We start from the raw sequence: 13,814 nt of genomic DNA on the forward strand, positions 1-13,814 counted from the left end.
ACAAATAAGAAAGCATATATGAAATTAGGAGAATTAATTAAGCCAATTCGGATAATACAGGTTATAGGAACTTGTGAAACTGAAATAAAAGCAGTGAATATTGATTCACGACAAGTTGAAGCTGGAGACTTATTTATGGCTATGAAAGGTACGCAAACAGATGGTCATGCGTATATCTCAACTGCTATAGAGAAAGGGGCAGTTGCTATTCTATGTGAAGTTCTTCCTGAAACGCTTTCGGATAAAATAACCTATATCCAGGTTGCCGACAGCGAAGATGCTGTAGGAAAGGTTGCAACCAGATTCTTTGGGGATCCTACCTCAAAATTAAAACTGGTGGGAGTAACTGGAACAAATGGGAAAACAACTATTGCCACCTTATTATATAATACATTTCGATATTTCGGATATAAAACAGGACTTATATCAACTGTATGCAATTATATAGAAGACGAGGCAATACCAACAGAACACACAACTCCCGACCCGATAACTTTAAATAAGTTACTCGGTCGCATGGCCGATGAAGGATGCAAATATGCTTTCATGGAGGTCAGTTCACATTCTATAGATCAGAAGCGTATCAGCGGACTCACCTTTGCAGGAGGAATTTTCACAAATCTCACCCGCGATCACCTCGACTATCACAAAACAGTTGAGAATTACCTGAAAGCTAAAAAGAAATTCTTTGATGACATGCCTAAGAATGCATTTAGTCTGACCAATGTTGACGATAAGAATGGGCTGGTTATGACTCAAAATACAAAATCGCAGGTACATACCTATTCATTGAGAAGCCTCAGTGATTTTAAAGGCAGAGTCATTGAGTCGCACTTTGAAGGAATGCTGCTCGATTTCAACAACAAGGAACTAGCCGTGCAATTCATCGGACGCTTCAACGCATCTAATCTTTTAGCTGTATTTGGAGCCGCCGTATTATTGGGTAAAAAAGAAGAAGATGTATTAGTAGCACTCAGTACTTTACGTCCTGTAGCCGGACGATTTGACTCAACAAGATCACCTCGTGAATATACCGCAATTGTTGACTATGCACACACTCCCGATGCGTTGATTAATGTATTGAATGCCATACATGACGTACTTGACGGAAGAGGTCATGTTATCACTGTAGTAGGTGCCGGCGGAAATCGTGATAAAGGTAAACGCCCCATCATGGCCAAAGAAGCTGCGCGTTACAGTAATCGTGTCATCATTACATCTGACAATCCTCGTTTTGAAGAGCCTCAAGATATCATCAATGATATGATGGCCGGTTTGGATGCAGATGATAAAAAGAAAACCCTAAGTATTGTCGACCGTAAGGAAGCCATCCGCACCGCATGTATGTTGGCGCAAAAGGGAGATGTCATTTTAGTTGCCGGTAAAGGGCACGAGAACTACCAAGAAATCAAAGGAGTCAAGCTCCATTTTGATGATAAAGAAGTTCTAAAAGATATATTTGATAACGAATAAAAGGATTTAAAACAACCCATTTAAAATAGAGCGCTTATGTTATACTATTTATTCCAATGGTTAGACAAATATGATTTGCCGGGTGCGGGAATGTTCGGATACATTTCTTTCCGTTCGCTAATGGCAATCATTCTGGCACTGCTCATCTCCAGTATATTTGGTAATAAGTTCATCAATCTACTCAAAAAGAAGCAAATTACAGAAGTTCAGCGTGATGCCAGCATAGATCCATTTGGTGTAAACAAAGTTGGAGTCCCCAGTATGGGCGGAGTCATTATTATAGTGGCTATCATGATTCCTTGTTTGTTGCTAGGCAAATTGCACAACATATATATGATTCTGATGCTGATCACTACCATGTGGTTAGGTTCTTTAGGATTTGCCGATGACTACATAAAGATATTTAAAAAAGACAAGGAAGGATTACACGGAAAGTTTAAAATAATAGGTCAGGTAGGTCTCGGATTAATTGTAGGGCTAACGCTTTATTTAAGTCCCCATGTAGTTATCAAAGAAAATATTGAAATACAAAAAAACGGAGAGCAGATAGAAGTAGTTCATGCAACAAAAAATATGAAGTCCACGCAAACTACTATTCCTTTTTTCAAGAGCAACAACCTTGATTACGCCGACTTGGTTTCTTTTATGGGGGAACACGCACAAGCAGCCGGCTGGATTCTATTTGTCATCATCACTATATTTGTAGTGACAGCCGTATCAAACGGAGCCAATCTTAATGATGGTATGGATGGAATGGCAGCAGGCAATTCTGCAATTATCGGACTAACGCTCGGTATATTGGCATACGTTTCCAGTCACATTGAATATGCCAGCTACCTCAACATTATGTACATACCGGGAAGTGAAGAGCTGGTAATATACATCTGTGCATTTATAGGTGCCCTTATCGGTTTCTTGTGGTACAATGCCTTTCCGGCACAAGTATTCATGGGCGATACCGGCAGTCTTACCATAGGTGGTATCATTGCCGTATTTGCCATCATCATACATAAGGAATTACTCATTCCCATTTTATGTGGAGTTTTTCTGGTAGAAAACTTATCTGTAATTCTACAGGTCAACTTCTTCAAAATAGGAAAAAGAAAAGGAATAAGACAACGAATATTTAAACGTACGCCCATACATGATCATTTCAGGACTACCCTATCCCAACTTGATCCTAATTGCACGTACATGTTCACCAAGCCAAGCAATGTGTATCATGAATCCAAAATTACAGTAAGATTCTGGATTGTAACAATTGTTTTGGCGGCAATCACTATTATAACTTTAAAGATTAGATAAGAATAAATAATATGAAAAGGATTGTAGTATTAGGAGCGGGCGAGAGCGGAGCCGGTGCAGCAGTATTGGCCAAGGTAAAAGGGTTCGACACCTTTGTATCCGACATGTCGAATATATCAGAGAAGTATAAGAATTTACTCAAAAAGCATGATATTTATTGGGAAGAAGGCAAGCATACGGAAGAGTTGATTCTGAACGCTGACGAAATCATTAAAAGCCCGGGTATACCCAATGAAGCTCCCATAATCCAAAAGTTAAAAGCACAGGGCACCTCTATCATTTCGGAAATAGAGTTTGCCGGCAGATATACCAATGCCAAGATGATATGTATCACCGGCAGTAACGGCAAGACCACTACTACAAGTTTGATATATCACATCTTTAAAAGTGCGGGAGTGAATGTTGGCCTGGCCGGTAACATCGGAAAAAGTTTAGCTTTGCAAGTTGCAACCGAACAACACGACTACTATATTATTGAGTTGAGTAGTTTCCAATTGGATGACATGTACAACTTCCGTGCAAACATTGCCGTATTGATGAACATAACGCCCGACCACCTAGACCGTTATGATCACAACATGCAAAACTATATTAACGCTAAGTTTCGGATAGCTCAAAATCAAACGCAAGACGATGCCTTCATTTTCTGGAATGATGATCCTATCATTAAACAAGAACTGAGCAAACATGGCATCAAAGCCCAGCTTTATCCTTTTTCAGCAATTAAAGAAGAAGGAGCCGTTGCCTATGTTGAACAGCATGAAGTGGTTATCAACAAACCTATCGCTTTTAACATGGAGCAAGAGAAATTAGCGTTGACCGGCACACACAACCTATACAACTCCCTTGCCGCAGGAATCTCGGCCAATTTAGCCGGAATAACCAAAGATGATATTCGCAAAGCACTGTCTGATTTCAAGGGTGTAGAACACAGACTTGAGAAAGTAGCACGCGTAAGAGGCATAGATTTTATCAATGATTCTAAAGCGACCAATGTAAATTCATGTTGGTATGCCTTGCAAAGTATGCCTACAAAAACCATACTTATATTAGGCGGAAAAGATAAAGGAAATGATTATACTGAAATAGAAGATCTGGTTAAAGAGAAATGTAGTGGTTTAGTATATTTGGGATTGCACAACGAAAAACTACACACTTTCTTTGATCGATTCGGCCTGCCCGTAGCAGACGTACAAAGCATGAAAGATGCAGTAGACGCAGCCTACAAAATGGCACAGAAAGGAGAAACCGTGCTCTTGTCACCTTGTTGTGCCAGCTTCGACCTCTTCAAAAGTTACGAGGACAGAGGAGAACAGTTTAAAAAATGCGTTTTAGAATTATAAATTAGCAATTTGTAAACCGGTGAATGAATGGATTTAGTTAAAAACATATTTAAAGGAGACAAGGTCATCTGGATTATTTTCCTCTGTCTATGCCTCATTTCCATCATTGAAGTGTTTAGTGCTGCCAGTACCCTTACGTATAAAAGCGGAGATCACTGGGGACCTATTACGCAACACTCAGTCATATTGATGGTAGGTGTAGTAGTGGTGGTATTCATGCACAACATTCCTTATAAATGGTTTCAGGTTTTTCCTGTATTCTTGATTCCTTTGTCATTGGTTTTACTGGCATTGGTTACCTTAATGGGCGTACTGACCGGTGACCGTGTAAATGGAGCTGCCCGTTGGATGACCTTCTTTGGAGTTCAGTTCCAACCATCAGAACTGGCCAAAATGGCTGTGATTATTGCCGTATCATTTATTCTATCAAAGAAACAAGATGACGAAGGAGCCAATCCGAAAGCTTTTAAGTACATCATGTATATCACAGGGGCTATTTGTATTCTCATCGCACCCGAGAACCTGTCGACAGCCATGTTGTTGTTTGGCGTTGTTTTTTTAATGATGTTTATCGGTCGGGTAGCCATGAAAAAACTGCTTTCATTGATTGGTATATTGGCTTTAGGTGCCGGCTTGATGGTAGCAGTGGTATTTGTTGTACCCGAGAATAGCGAGTTACCTTTTTTACATCGTCTCAGTACATGGAAAAGTCGCATCACCAATTTCACAAGTAAAGAAGAAGTCCCGGCTGCCAAATTTGATATTGACAAAGACGCACAAATAGCACATGCCCGCATAGCCATCGCCACCAGCAACGTAGTTGGTAAAGCACCCGGAAATTCAGTTCAGCGTGACTTCCTGAGTCAGGCTTTCTCCGATTTCATATATGCTATTATCGTAGAAGAATTAGGCTTGCTGGGAGGAGGCTTCGTAACCATGCTCTATATTTGGCTGCTCATCCGAGCCGGACGTATTGCAAAGAAGTGCGAACGAACGTTTCCGGCTTTTCTGGTCATGGGCATTGCCTTGATGCTGGTATCTCAGGCCTTGCTCAATATGATGGTTGCCGTAGGATTATTCCCCGTTACCGGACAACCCCTACCGCTTATTAGTAAAGGAGGAACCAGTACCTTGATTAATTGCGCCTACATTGGCATGATATTGAGTGTAAGCCGTTACACCGCAAAACTGGATGAAGAAAAAGAGAAGAATAATCAAATTCAGATGGAAATTGTAGCACCCGATGAAGAAGCGGCCGAGCCCACCTCTCAAATGCTGAACAGTGACGCTGAATTTGAAGAATAACAATAAGAATGCAAATGGAAAAGAAAATCAAAGTAATTATAAGCGGAGGAGGAACCGGCGGACATATTTTCCCGGCTGTATCCATTGCAAATGCGGTTAAGGAACAACACCCCAACGCTGAAATTCTTTTTGTGGGTGCTGAAGGCCGAATGGAAATGCAACGTGTTCCGGAAGCTGGTTACAAGATTATCGGATTACCAGTGGCAGGTTTCGACAGAAAACATTTACTGAAGAATATCTCTGTACTGATAAAACTAGCTAAAAGTCAATGGAAAGCCAGAGCTATAATTAAAGAATTTAAACCTGACGTGGCAGTAGGTGTAGGGGGTTATGCAAGCGGTCCTACGTTAAAAGCAGCAGGCATGATGGGAGTTCCCACCCTGATTCAGGAACAGAATTCGTATGCGGGAGTAACCAATAAACTTCTTGCCAAGAAAGCACACAAAATATGTGTTGCTTATGATGGGATGGACAAGTTTTTTCCTTCGGAAAAGATCATCATGACAGGCAATCCTGTACGCCAAGCCCTTCTCAACAATAAGGTAAGCAAAGAAGATGCTCTGGCTTCATTCGGACTCGACAGTCGCAAGAAAACGATTCTTATTTTAGGAGGAAGTCTGGGTGCCCGTACCATCAACCAATGCGTTATGGGAAACCTCGACAAAATCAAAACGTCTGAGGTACAATTTATCTGGCAAACAGGAAAGATTTACATCGACCAGGCACGCAAAGCTGTTGAAGAAGCTGGTGAAAGTGAGAACTTACATGTCACCGATTTCATCAAAGACATGGCAAGTGCTTATGCCGCAGCCGATCTTATTATCTCCAGAGCCGGTGCCGGATCCATTTCTGAATTTTGCCTGCTGGGCAAACCGGTTATTCTGGTACCCTCGCCTAACGTAGCAGAAGATCACCAAACAAAGAATGCAATGGCTCTGGTCAACAAACTTGCAGCAATTTATGTAAAAGACGCCAGCGCTAACGCCGAACTGATTGACAAAGCACTGCAAACGGTGACAGACGAAAAATTATTAAAAGAATTAAGTGATAACATTAGCAAACTAGCTTTACCCGACTCGGCAAACATCATTGCACATGAAGTATGGCAGCTAGCCACTAACAAACAAAGATAAAGATGAATTTAGCAGATATCAAATCAGTATATTTTGTAGGTGCAGGCGGCATTGGTATGAGCGCCTTGGTTCGCTATTTCTTATCCATAGGCAAATTCGTAGCCGGATACGACCGCACTCCCAGCGAACTTACCGAGCAACTCATAGCTGAAGGAGCCGCCATACATTACGAAGAGAACATTGATTTAATTCCACCCATGTGCCTCGACAAAGAGGCTACTTTGGTTGTTCTCACTCCTGCTGTTCCCAACGAGCATGCTGAGTTGTGTTATTTCAAGGAAAACGGTTACACCATTCAGAAGCGGGCACAAGTGTTGGGTACAATCACCCATGCAAGCAAAGGGCTTTGCGTAGCGGGTACACATGGTAAAACAACGACCTCAACCATGACAGCCCACCTGCTGCATCAGTCGCATGTAGGATGCACCGCTTTTCTGGGAGGTATTTCAAAAAACTACGGCACCAATCTTTTGTTGTCAAAAGATAGTCCTTACACAGTCATTGAAGCGGATGAATTCGATCGCTCCTTCCATTGGCTTTCACCCTACATGTCGGTTATCACCTCTACAGACCCCGACCATCTCGACATTTACGGAACGGAAGAGGCTTATTTGCAAAGTTTTGAGAAGTACACTACATTGATACAACCCGGCGGATGTCTTATTATGCGAAAAGGAATTAGTTTGAAACCTCAGGTACAGGCAGGCGTAAAGGTATACACTTATTCAAAAGAAGAAGGCGATTTCCATGCCGAAAACATCCGCATAGGCAATGGTGAGATTCAAATTGATTTTGTTGCACCCCATTGCACGATTAAAGATATCAAACTAGGCGTGCCCGTAAGCATTAACATTGAAAACGGAGTAGCCGCCATGGCATTGGCATATCTTAACGGAGTAACTCCCGAAGAGATTAAAAAAGGAATGGAAAGTTTCCGGGGAGTTGATCGAAGATTCGACTTCAAACTAAAGAATGAAAAGGTTGTCTTCCTGAGTGACTATGCACACCATCCGTCCGAAATCAAGCAAAGCGTGATGTCTATTCGAGAACTTTATGCCGACAGAAAGATTACAGCTATTTTTCAGCCGCACTTGTATAGCCGCACGCGCGACTTTTATAAAGAATTTGCCGACAGCTTGTCTTTGCTCGATGAAGTGATTCTGCTCGACATCTACCCGGCTAGGGAACTTCCCATACCCGGAGTGGACAGCGAATTGATATACAACCATCTCCGTCCGGGGATTGAAAAAACATTGTGCAAGAAAGAAGAGATTCTCGATGTTGTGAAAAACAAGCACATTGAAGTTTTGATTACCCTTGGAGCAGGCGATATTGATAATTACGTACCCGCTATTGAAAAAATACTTGCAGCCCGATGATTAAAAGAATTCTTCTGTCACTTGTCATGCTACTACTGATAGCCTATCTGGTAGTGGCCGTAACCGCCTTTAACAAAAGACCGGCAGACAGGATATGCAGTGACATGGAATTAGCGATCAAAGATTCTGTGAATGCCGGATTTATAACCAGACAGGAAATAGCTACGTTAATGCATCGAAAAGGCATCTATCCGGTAGGCAAGAAGATGGATCGTATACACACCAAATCTCTGGAGAAAGAGTTGAATAAGCATCCTCTCATTGACCGTGCCGAATGCTATAAAACTCCCAGCAACAAACTCTGCATAGAAATTACTCAACGTGTACCGGTATTAAGAATCATGAGCAACAATGGCGAAAATTACTACATTGACAACAAAGGCAATATCATGCCGCCCGAGTCAAAATGTGTTGCGCATCTGGCTATTGTAACCGGAGAGGTAGAAAAATCTTTCGCAACGAGGTATTTACATAAGTTTGGTGTATTTTTGCAGCAAAATGATTTCTGGAATGCTCAGGTAGAGCAAATTAACGTATTACCCGGAAAAGAAATAGAATTAGTTCCAAGAGTGGGTAATCATATTGTATATTTGGGAAAAATAGATAACTTTGAGGAAAAACTTTCTCGTCTCAGATTATTTTACGAGAAAGCATTGAATCAGGTAGGGTGGAACAAATATTCTCGTATCAATCTGGAGTTCAATAACCAGATAATATGTACCAAACGAGACAGTACGGATACCGCCCGGCCACAAGTAAAGTTATAGAAACATTTGGTTAATAGTCTAAATAGAAAAATAGATATGGTGTCAACAACAGATTTTATAGCCGCTATTGAGATCGGTTCGTCAAAGATTGCCGGAATGGCAGGCCGCAAAGCGGGTGACGGGAGCATAGAAGTTCTGGCATACGCTGAAGAACAATCGGGTTCATTCATCCGTAAAGGAACCATTTATAATCTGGATAAAACAGCGCAAGCGCTTACATCAATTATCAATACGCTGGAAGGCTCTCTTGGTAACGAGATAGGCAAAGTATATGTCGGCATGGGAGGACAGTCATTACGCACAGTGAGAAATCTGGTGGGCCGCGACTTGAAAGAAGATACAATCATTTCCCAAGAGCTGATTGACTCCATCTGCGACGAGAATCTGGCAATTCCGCTTATCGACATGGATATTCTTGATGTGGCACCGCAAGAGTATAAAATAGGCAATAATCTGCAGGCAGATCCTGTGGGAGTTGCATCTAGTCACATTGAAGGAAGATTTTTGAATATTGTGGCTCGCTCCATCGTAAAGAAAAACCTGGAAAGGAGTTTCGAGCAAGCTAAGATTAACATAGCCGATTTATTTATTTCCCCACTTGTTATGGCCGAAGTGGTTCTGACTGAAGGAGAAAAAAGAGCAGGCTGCGCATTAGTCGACTTCGGCGCCGACACAACGACCATCTCTATCTACAAAAATAACATCCTGAGATTCCTTACCGTACTTCCATTAGGAGGCAACGCTATTACACGAGACGTTACAACTTTGCAAATAGAAGAGGAAGATGCCGAGAAACTAAAGAAGCAATTTGGGAATGCTCTCTTTGAAGAAGAGGAAGAGCCCGTTGAATGCCAAACAGAAGATGGAAGTCGCAGTTTCGAATTGCAAACGCTCAATAATATCATTGAAGCTAGAGCTGAAGAAATTGCAGCCAACGTGTGGAACCAAATACAGCTTTCCGGATTTGACGACAAGCTCAACGCAGGTATCATTATCATAGGGGGCGGATCCAATCTCAAAAACATGGACGAGCTGATCAAAAGAAAAAGTAAAGCAGAGAAAGTAAAGGTAGCACGGTTTGTGCGCCATGCCGTTCATGCTTCCACAGAGCTCCTGAAAAAAGACGGAACACAAAATACCATTTTAGGTATTCTCTTTGCCGGAGAAGAAAATTGTTGTCTGGAAGAAAAGCCAGTCATTCAGAAATCTTATACCGAAGCCGCTCCTGTGTCAACCGTAGCACAGAAAGAAATTTTTGAAGAAGACGAGTTCCTCAAACAACAAGAAGAAGAAGCCAAGGCTGCCAAAAAGTTGAGAGATGAGGAAGAAAAGCGGAAGAAAGAAGAAGAAAGACTAAGAAAGATAGAAGAGAAAAAAAGAAAAGAAGCCGAAAAAGCAAATAGACCAAGTTGGCTTAAGAGCACGTTCGACAAGATTTCTAATGAGATATTCTCTGATGACGATATGAAATAACCTGTAACGATAGCAAGATATGGACGAGATAGTACAATTTGATTTCCCAACCGATTCACCAAAGATTATCAAAGTAATAGGAGTTGGAGGTGGCGGCGGTAACGCTGTTAACCACATGTTCAAAGAAGGTATTCACGATGTGACTTTCGTACTTTGCAATACCGACAATCAGGCCCTGGCCGAATCTCCCGTTCCCGTTAAGTTACAACTGGGACGTTCCATAACCGAAGGACTCGGTGCAGGTAACCGCCCCGACAGGGCAAAAGACGCCGCCGAAGAAAGCATTGAAGAAATTAAAGATTTGCTGAACGACGGAACCAAAATGGTGTTCATAACCGCCGGTATGGGTGGCGGAACAGGAACAGGTGCTGCTCCGGTTATTGCCCGCATTGCTAAAGAAATGGATATACTAACCGTAGGTATTGTAACCATTCCTTTCATTTTCGAAGGAGAAAAGAAAATTATTCAGGCGCTGGACGGTGTTGAACGCATTGCACAGCACGTTGATGCCTTGCTGGTCATCAATAACGAACGCCTGCGCGAAATTTATTCTGATCTGACCTTCATGAATGCTTTCGGAAAAGCCGATGATACACTCTCCATTGCCGCCAAAAGTATTGCAGAGATTATCACCATGAGAGGAACCGTGAACCTCGACTTTGCCGACGTTAAAACCATCTTGAAAGATGGTGGCGTAGCCATCATGAGTACAGGCTTCGGCGAAGGCGAAAGCCGTGTGACCAAAGCCATTGATGACGCCCTGCATTCACCGTTGCTCAACAACAACGATATATTCAACGCCAAGAAGGTAATGCTCAACGTTTCATTCTGTGATAAGTCAGAATTGATGATGGAAGAAATGAACGAAATACACGAGTTCATGAGCAAGTTCCGTGAAGGCGTGGAAGTGATTTGGGGTGTTGCAATGGATAATTCGCTCGATATGAAAGTGAAAATCACTGTACTTGCTACCGGATTCGGCATGGAAGATGTTCCCGGTATGGACAGTGTGCTTCAGAAACGCAGCCAAGAAGAAGAAGAGCGTCAGATGTTGCTGGAAGAAGAAAAGGAAAAGAATAAAGAGCGTATTCGCAAAGCTTACGGAGAAAGTGCCAACAGCATTGGAAGCAAGAACTTTCGCAAGCGCAGACACATTTACCTATTCAGCGCAGAAGATCTTGACAATGACGATATCATCTCAATTGTTGAAGAATCACCAACGTACCTCAGAGACAAAACAACCCTGAGCAAAATCAAGAATAAGGCCATAGCCGACGAAGAGCAACAAATTCAAGAAACAACAGAAGAAAGTGGAGTTATCACATTCTAATTAGTAACAAACTAATAATTTCATTATATAATGGATCTATTTGATAAAGTCAGCGAAGACATTAAAAACGCAATGAAGGCAAAAGACAAGGTTGCCCTCGAAACTTTGAGAAACGTAAAGAAGTTCTTTATTGAAGCCAAAACAGCTCCGGGCGCCAACGATACGCTAGCCGATGCCGATGCACTTAAAATACTGCAGAAGCTTGCTAAACAAGGAAAAGACTCTGCCGACATCTACCTGCAACAAAACCGCCAGGATTTAGCCGATGCGGAGCTTGCTCAAGTGAAAGTGATCGAATCATACCTTCCCAAACAACTCAGTGCAGAAGAGCTCGAAGCAGCTTTAAAAGAGATTATTGCAGAAGTAGGTGCTACCGATGCCAAAGACATGGGCAAAGTAATGGGAGTAGCTTCTAAAAAGTTGGCAGGAATTGCAGAAGGACGCGCCATTTCGGCCAAAGTAAAAGAGTTGCTCGGATAAAGACACCCGGTGCAGGTGAAGTAACGCTACATAAAATGCGTAAAAAAAAGTATCACCAAGTATCACCAACTCATCAACTAACTGATAACCAGTTTATTATGGGTGATACTTTCCTAAAAAAAAGCCTCACCAAGTATCACCAAGTGTCACCAACTTTTTTGCAGGTGAACAATTCTAGTCACCACCCGGATGTACACACCTTGTACACCGGGATGTAGGCAATCTGTAGACCCGGGTGTATAACATGTGTACACCCGGGTCTACAAGAAAAATGGCCACGAGCAAATCTTTCTTAACCGAAAAGCTCTTGCAAAACCGACAATGACTTTAGCACCGGGAAGTCGGGTATATGAAGCCGGTAATACTCATTTAAGATAACCAGACACCTCATTCTCTCCACTCTATTCATACTAAAAAGATGCATCGTTTCATAATTCATACGCATCAATTGCTTAATTCGGGCAGCCTCATCAGGTCCTACATAAAATACATGATGCGATGGTTTAGTTGCAACAAAACAAGCATTCAACAAATCAAAATAATCACCTTCCGCATAGTCATCAAGATTGGGATACAACCCTATAAAGCGTGAAAAGCGCATCAGAAAAACAAGATGAAAGTTCGCAAAATCGGACTGGCATTCATCAAGCCAAGTGATAGAATGCTTTAAATAAGCAAAAAGCGACACATTTTCAGTTTCCTCACGCACGCCACGATAGAGAAATTCGGCTAAAAACAAAGCAATAGCCGATTTGTAAGGATCATAAGGAATCGTTGTATAAGGAAGGTAAGAACGAGCCTCTTTGATGCGATGCAAGGAACTACCCGGTCGCCAGTCAGAGTCAAACTCAATCATAGCCAGCGGCTGAAACAACACTGATTTCAACGCATTCTTGCGCGAACGAGGAACAGTGACTAGGTACGAAGTCCTGCCCGAATGCTCGGTATACATATCAACAATGTTCGAAGAATCATTGTATTTCAGCACATGAAGTACTATTCCTACTGTTTTTTGCAACATAAAAACCACATTATATTAAGCGCGGAAGCATAGCAAAACTACAAAATTAGAACCTGAAAGACAAGCACAAAAATTAAATCAAAAAAATATTGGCAAATAAGAAGAAAAAATTCATCACATTAAAAAAGCTTATTATCAGCACATAAGACACAAATATAGGCTTAAAAATGAAAACTATTTTAAAACTTCATAGAATAAACATTTTGCCAATTCAAAAATAGTCCCTACATTTGCATCCGCAATCGGGAACAAAGCCTGACAGGCAAGCAGAAATGCTTCTACGATGGCCCATTCGTCTATCGGTTAGGACGCAAGATTTTCATTCTTGAAAGAGGGGTTCGACTCCCCTATGGGCTACAATTAAAGAAATATAACGAATTTAAAAAGATTAGTCGAAATGGCAAATCATAAATCATCAATCAAGAGAATAAGACAAGAAGAGAAAAGAAGACTTCATAACAGATATTATGGTAAGACCATGAGAAACGCTGTTAGAAAACTTCGCTCGACTACTGAGAAGGCAGCAGCTGTTGCAATGTTCCCTAGTGTAGCTAAGGTTATTGATAAATTAGCTAAAACTAATGTTATACACAAGAACAAGGCAAGCAACCTGAAGTCTAAGCTAGCTCTTCACATCAATAAGCTCGCTTAATCTAGGTAGCAATCTACTTGTATAAACAATATACAGGCCGGACTTTTTAGTTCGGCCTTGTCTGTTTTTAGTCATCGCACACACCATAAAACTAAATCGTCCAACTTTATCTTAAATTCTATATTTTTCACTACATAATACTTCCCTAACTGA

At 41.6% G+C, this 13,814-nt stretch carries 12 protein-coding genes and 1 tRNA gene; 12 read left to right on the forward strand and 1 reads right to left on the reverse strand.

Features of this window, described 5'->3' with window-relative positions; all coding sequences use genetic code 11:
* The first annotated feature begins 18 nt into the window (after positions 1-18).
* From ACKPCE_RS03355 to ACKPCE_RS03400, 10 genes are read left to right on the forward strand one after another with little or no spacing between them, the layout of a single operon-like run.
* Entirely contained in the window at positions 19-1,473 is a 1,455-nt protein-coding gene (locus tag ACKPCE_RS03355; protein WP_319504196.1) for a UDP-N-acetylmuramoyl-L-alanyl-D-glutamate--2,6-diaminopimelate ligase, read from the forward strand.
* Positions 1,474-1,509: 36 nt separating this feature from the next.
* Complete coding sequence (locus tag ACKPCE_RS03360) at positions 1,510-2,778, forward strand: phospho-N-acetylmuramoyl-pentapeptide-transferase (RefSeq protein ID WP_024995384.1); 1,269 nt, start codon at positions 1,510-1,512, stop codon at positions 2,776-2,778.
* Positions 2,779-2,789: 11 nt separating this feature from the next.
* Positions 2,790-4,121 carry a UDP-N-acetylmuramoyl-L-alanine--D-glutamate ligase gene (murD, locus tag ACKPCE_RS03365; RefSeq protein ID WP_319504197.1) on the forward strand — a complete coding sequence of 444 codons (1,332 nt, stop codon included), beginning with the start codon at positions 2,790-2,792 and terminating at the stop codon, positions 4,119-4,121.
* A 27-nt stretch (positions 4,122-4,148) separates the two neighbouring features.
* Positions 4,149-5,426: an FtsW/RodA/SpoVE family cell cycle protein gene (locus tag ACKPCE_RS03370; protein ID WP_024995386.1), complete on the forward strand. Its 1,278-nt coding sequence runs from the start codon at positions 4,149-4,151 to the stop codon at positions 5,424-5,426.
* Between the two features lie 14 nt (positions 5,427-5,440).
* The gene (gene murG / locus ACKPCE_RS03375; RefSeq protein ID WP_276964655.1) at positions 5,441-6,559 is read left to right on the forward strand and encodes an undecaprenyldiphospho-muramoylpentapeptide beta-N-acetylglucosaminyltransferase; all 1,119 of its coding nucleotides are present in this window, start codon (positions 5,441-5,443) and stop codon (positions 6,557-6,559) included.
* Between the two features lie 2 nt (positions 6,560-6,561).
* The gene (gene murC / locus ACKPCE_RS03380) at positions 6,562-7,938 is read left to right on the forward strand and encodes a UDP-N-acetylmuramate--L-alanine ligase (RefSeq protein ID WP_319504198.1); all 1,377 of its coding nucleotides are present in this window, start codon (positions 6,562-6,564) and stop codon (positions 7,936-7,938) included.
* A complete protein-coding gene (locus ACKPCE_RS03385) occupies positions 7,935-8,705 on the forward strand; it encodes a cell division protein FtsQ/DivIB (protein WP_276991182.1) in 771 nt (256 codons plus the stop codon). The genes murC and ACKPCE_RS03385 overlap by 4 nt, the downstream gene beginning before the upstream one ends.
* 39 nt (positions 8,706-8,744) lie before the next feature.
* Positions 8,745-10,178: a cell division protein FtsA gene (ftsA, locus tag ACKPCE_RS03390; RefSeq protein ID WP_319505911.1), complete on the forward strand. Its 1,434-nt coding sequence runs from the start codon at positions 8,745-8,747 to the stop codon at positions 10,176-10,178.
* A 19-nt stretch (positions 10,179-10,197) separates the two neighbouring features.
* Positions 10,198-11,508, forward strand: coding sequence for a cell division protein FtsZ (ftsZ, locus tag ACKPCE_RS03395; RefSeq protein WP_027317692.1), 1,311 nt, complete (start codon positions 10,198-10,200; stop codon positions 11,506-11,508).
* A gap of 30 nt (positions 11,509-11,538) precedes the next feature.
* Positions 11,539-11,988, forward strand: coding sequence for a GatB/YqeY domain-containing protein (locus ACKPCE_RS03400; RefSeq protein WP_276964658.1), 450 nt, complete (start codon positions 11,539-11,541; stop codon positions 11,986-11,988).
* Positions 11,989-12,280: 292 nt separating this feature from the next.
* Here the strand turns inward: ACKPCE_RS03400 and recO are convergent, their stop codons facing one another.
* Positions 12,281-13,009, reverse strand: a complete 729-nt coding sequence (gene recO / locus ACKPCE_RS03405; RefSeq protein WP_276964660.1) for a DNA repair protein RecO — start codon at positions 13,007-13,009, stop codon at positions 12,281-12,283.
* Positions 13,010-13,294: 285 nt separating this feature from the next.
* Here recO and ACKPCE_RS03410 point away from each other — a divergent pair.
* A tRNA-Glu gene (locus ACKPCE_RS03410) sits at positions 13,295-13,366 on the forward strand.
* A gap of 40 nt (positions 13,367-13,406) precedes the next feature.
* Entirely contained in the window at positions 13,407-13,661 is a 255-nt protein-coding gene (rpsT, locus tag ACKPCE_RS03415) for a 30S ribosomal protein S20 (protein ID WP_024995392.1), read from the forward strand.
* The last annotated feature ends 153 nt before the right edge of the window (positions 13,662-13,814 follow it).

Origin of the sequence: Bacteroides graminisolvens, assembly GCF_963666085.1 — a bacterium.
Classification (GTDB): domain Bacteria; phylum Bacteroidota; class Bacteroidia; order Bacteroidales; family Bacteroidaceae; genus Bacteroides; species Bacteroides graminisolvens.

Bases quoted from the DNA above. Each gene is read 5' to 3' on its own strand.
- ACKPCE_RS03355 (WP_319504196.1), top strand. From the start codon at position 19: ATGAAATTAGGAGAATTAATTAAGCCAATTCGGATAATACAGGTTATA.
- ACKPCE_RS03360 (WP_024995384.1), top strand. From the start codon at position 1,510: ATGTTATACTATTTATTCCAATGGTTAGACAAATATGATTTGCCGGGT.
- murD (WP_319504197.1), top strand. From the start codon at position 2,790: ATGAAAAGGATTGTAGTATTAGGAGCGGGCGAGAGCGGAGCCGGTGCA.
- ACKPCE_RS03370 (WP_024995386.1), top strand. From the start codon at position 4,149: ATGGATTTAGTTAAAAACATATTTAAAGGAGACAAGGTCATCTGGATT.
- murG (WP_276964655.1), top strand. From the start codon at position 5,441: ATGGAAAAGAAAATCAAAGTAATTATAAGCGGAGGAGGAACCGGCGGA.
- murC (WP_319504198.1), top strand. From the start codon at position 6,562: ATGAATTTAGCAGATATCAAATCAGTATATTTTGTAGGTGCAGGCGGC.
- ACKPCE_RS03385 (WP_276991182.1), top strand. From the start codon at position 7,935: ATGATTAAAAGAATTCTTCTGTCACTTGTCATGCTACTACTGATAGCC.
- ftsZ (WP_027317692.1), top strand. From the start codon at position 10,198: ATGGACGAGATAGTACAATTTGATTTCCCAACCGATTCACCAAAGATT.
- ACKPCE_RS03400 (WP_276964658.1), top strand. From the start codon at position 11,539: ATGGATCTATTTGATAAAGTCAGCGAAGACATTAAAAACGCAATGAAG.
- recO (WP_276964660.1), bottom strand. From the start codon at position 13,009: ATGTTGCAAAAAACAGTAGGAATAGTACTTCATGTGCTGAAATACAAT.
- rpsT (WP_024995392.1), top strand. From the start codon at position 13,407: ATGGCAAATCATAAATCATCAATCAAGAGAATAAGACAAGAAGAGAAA.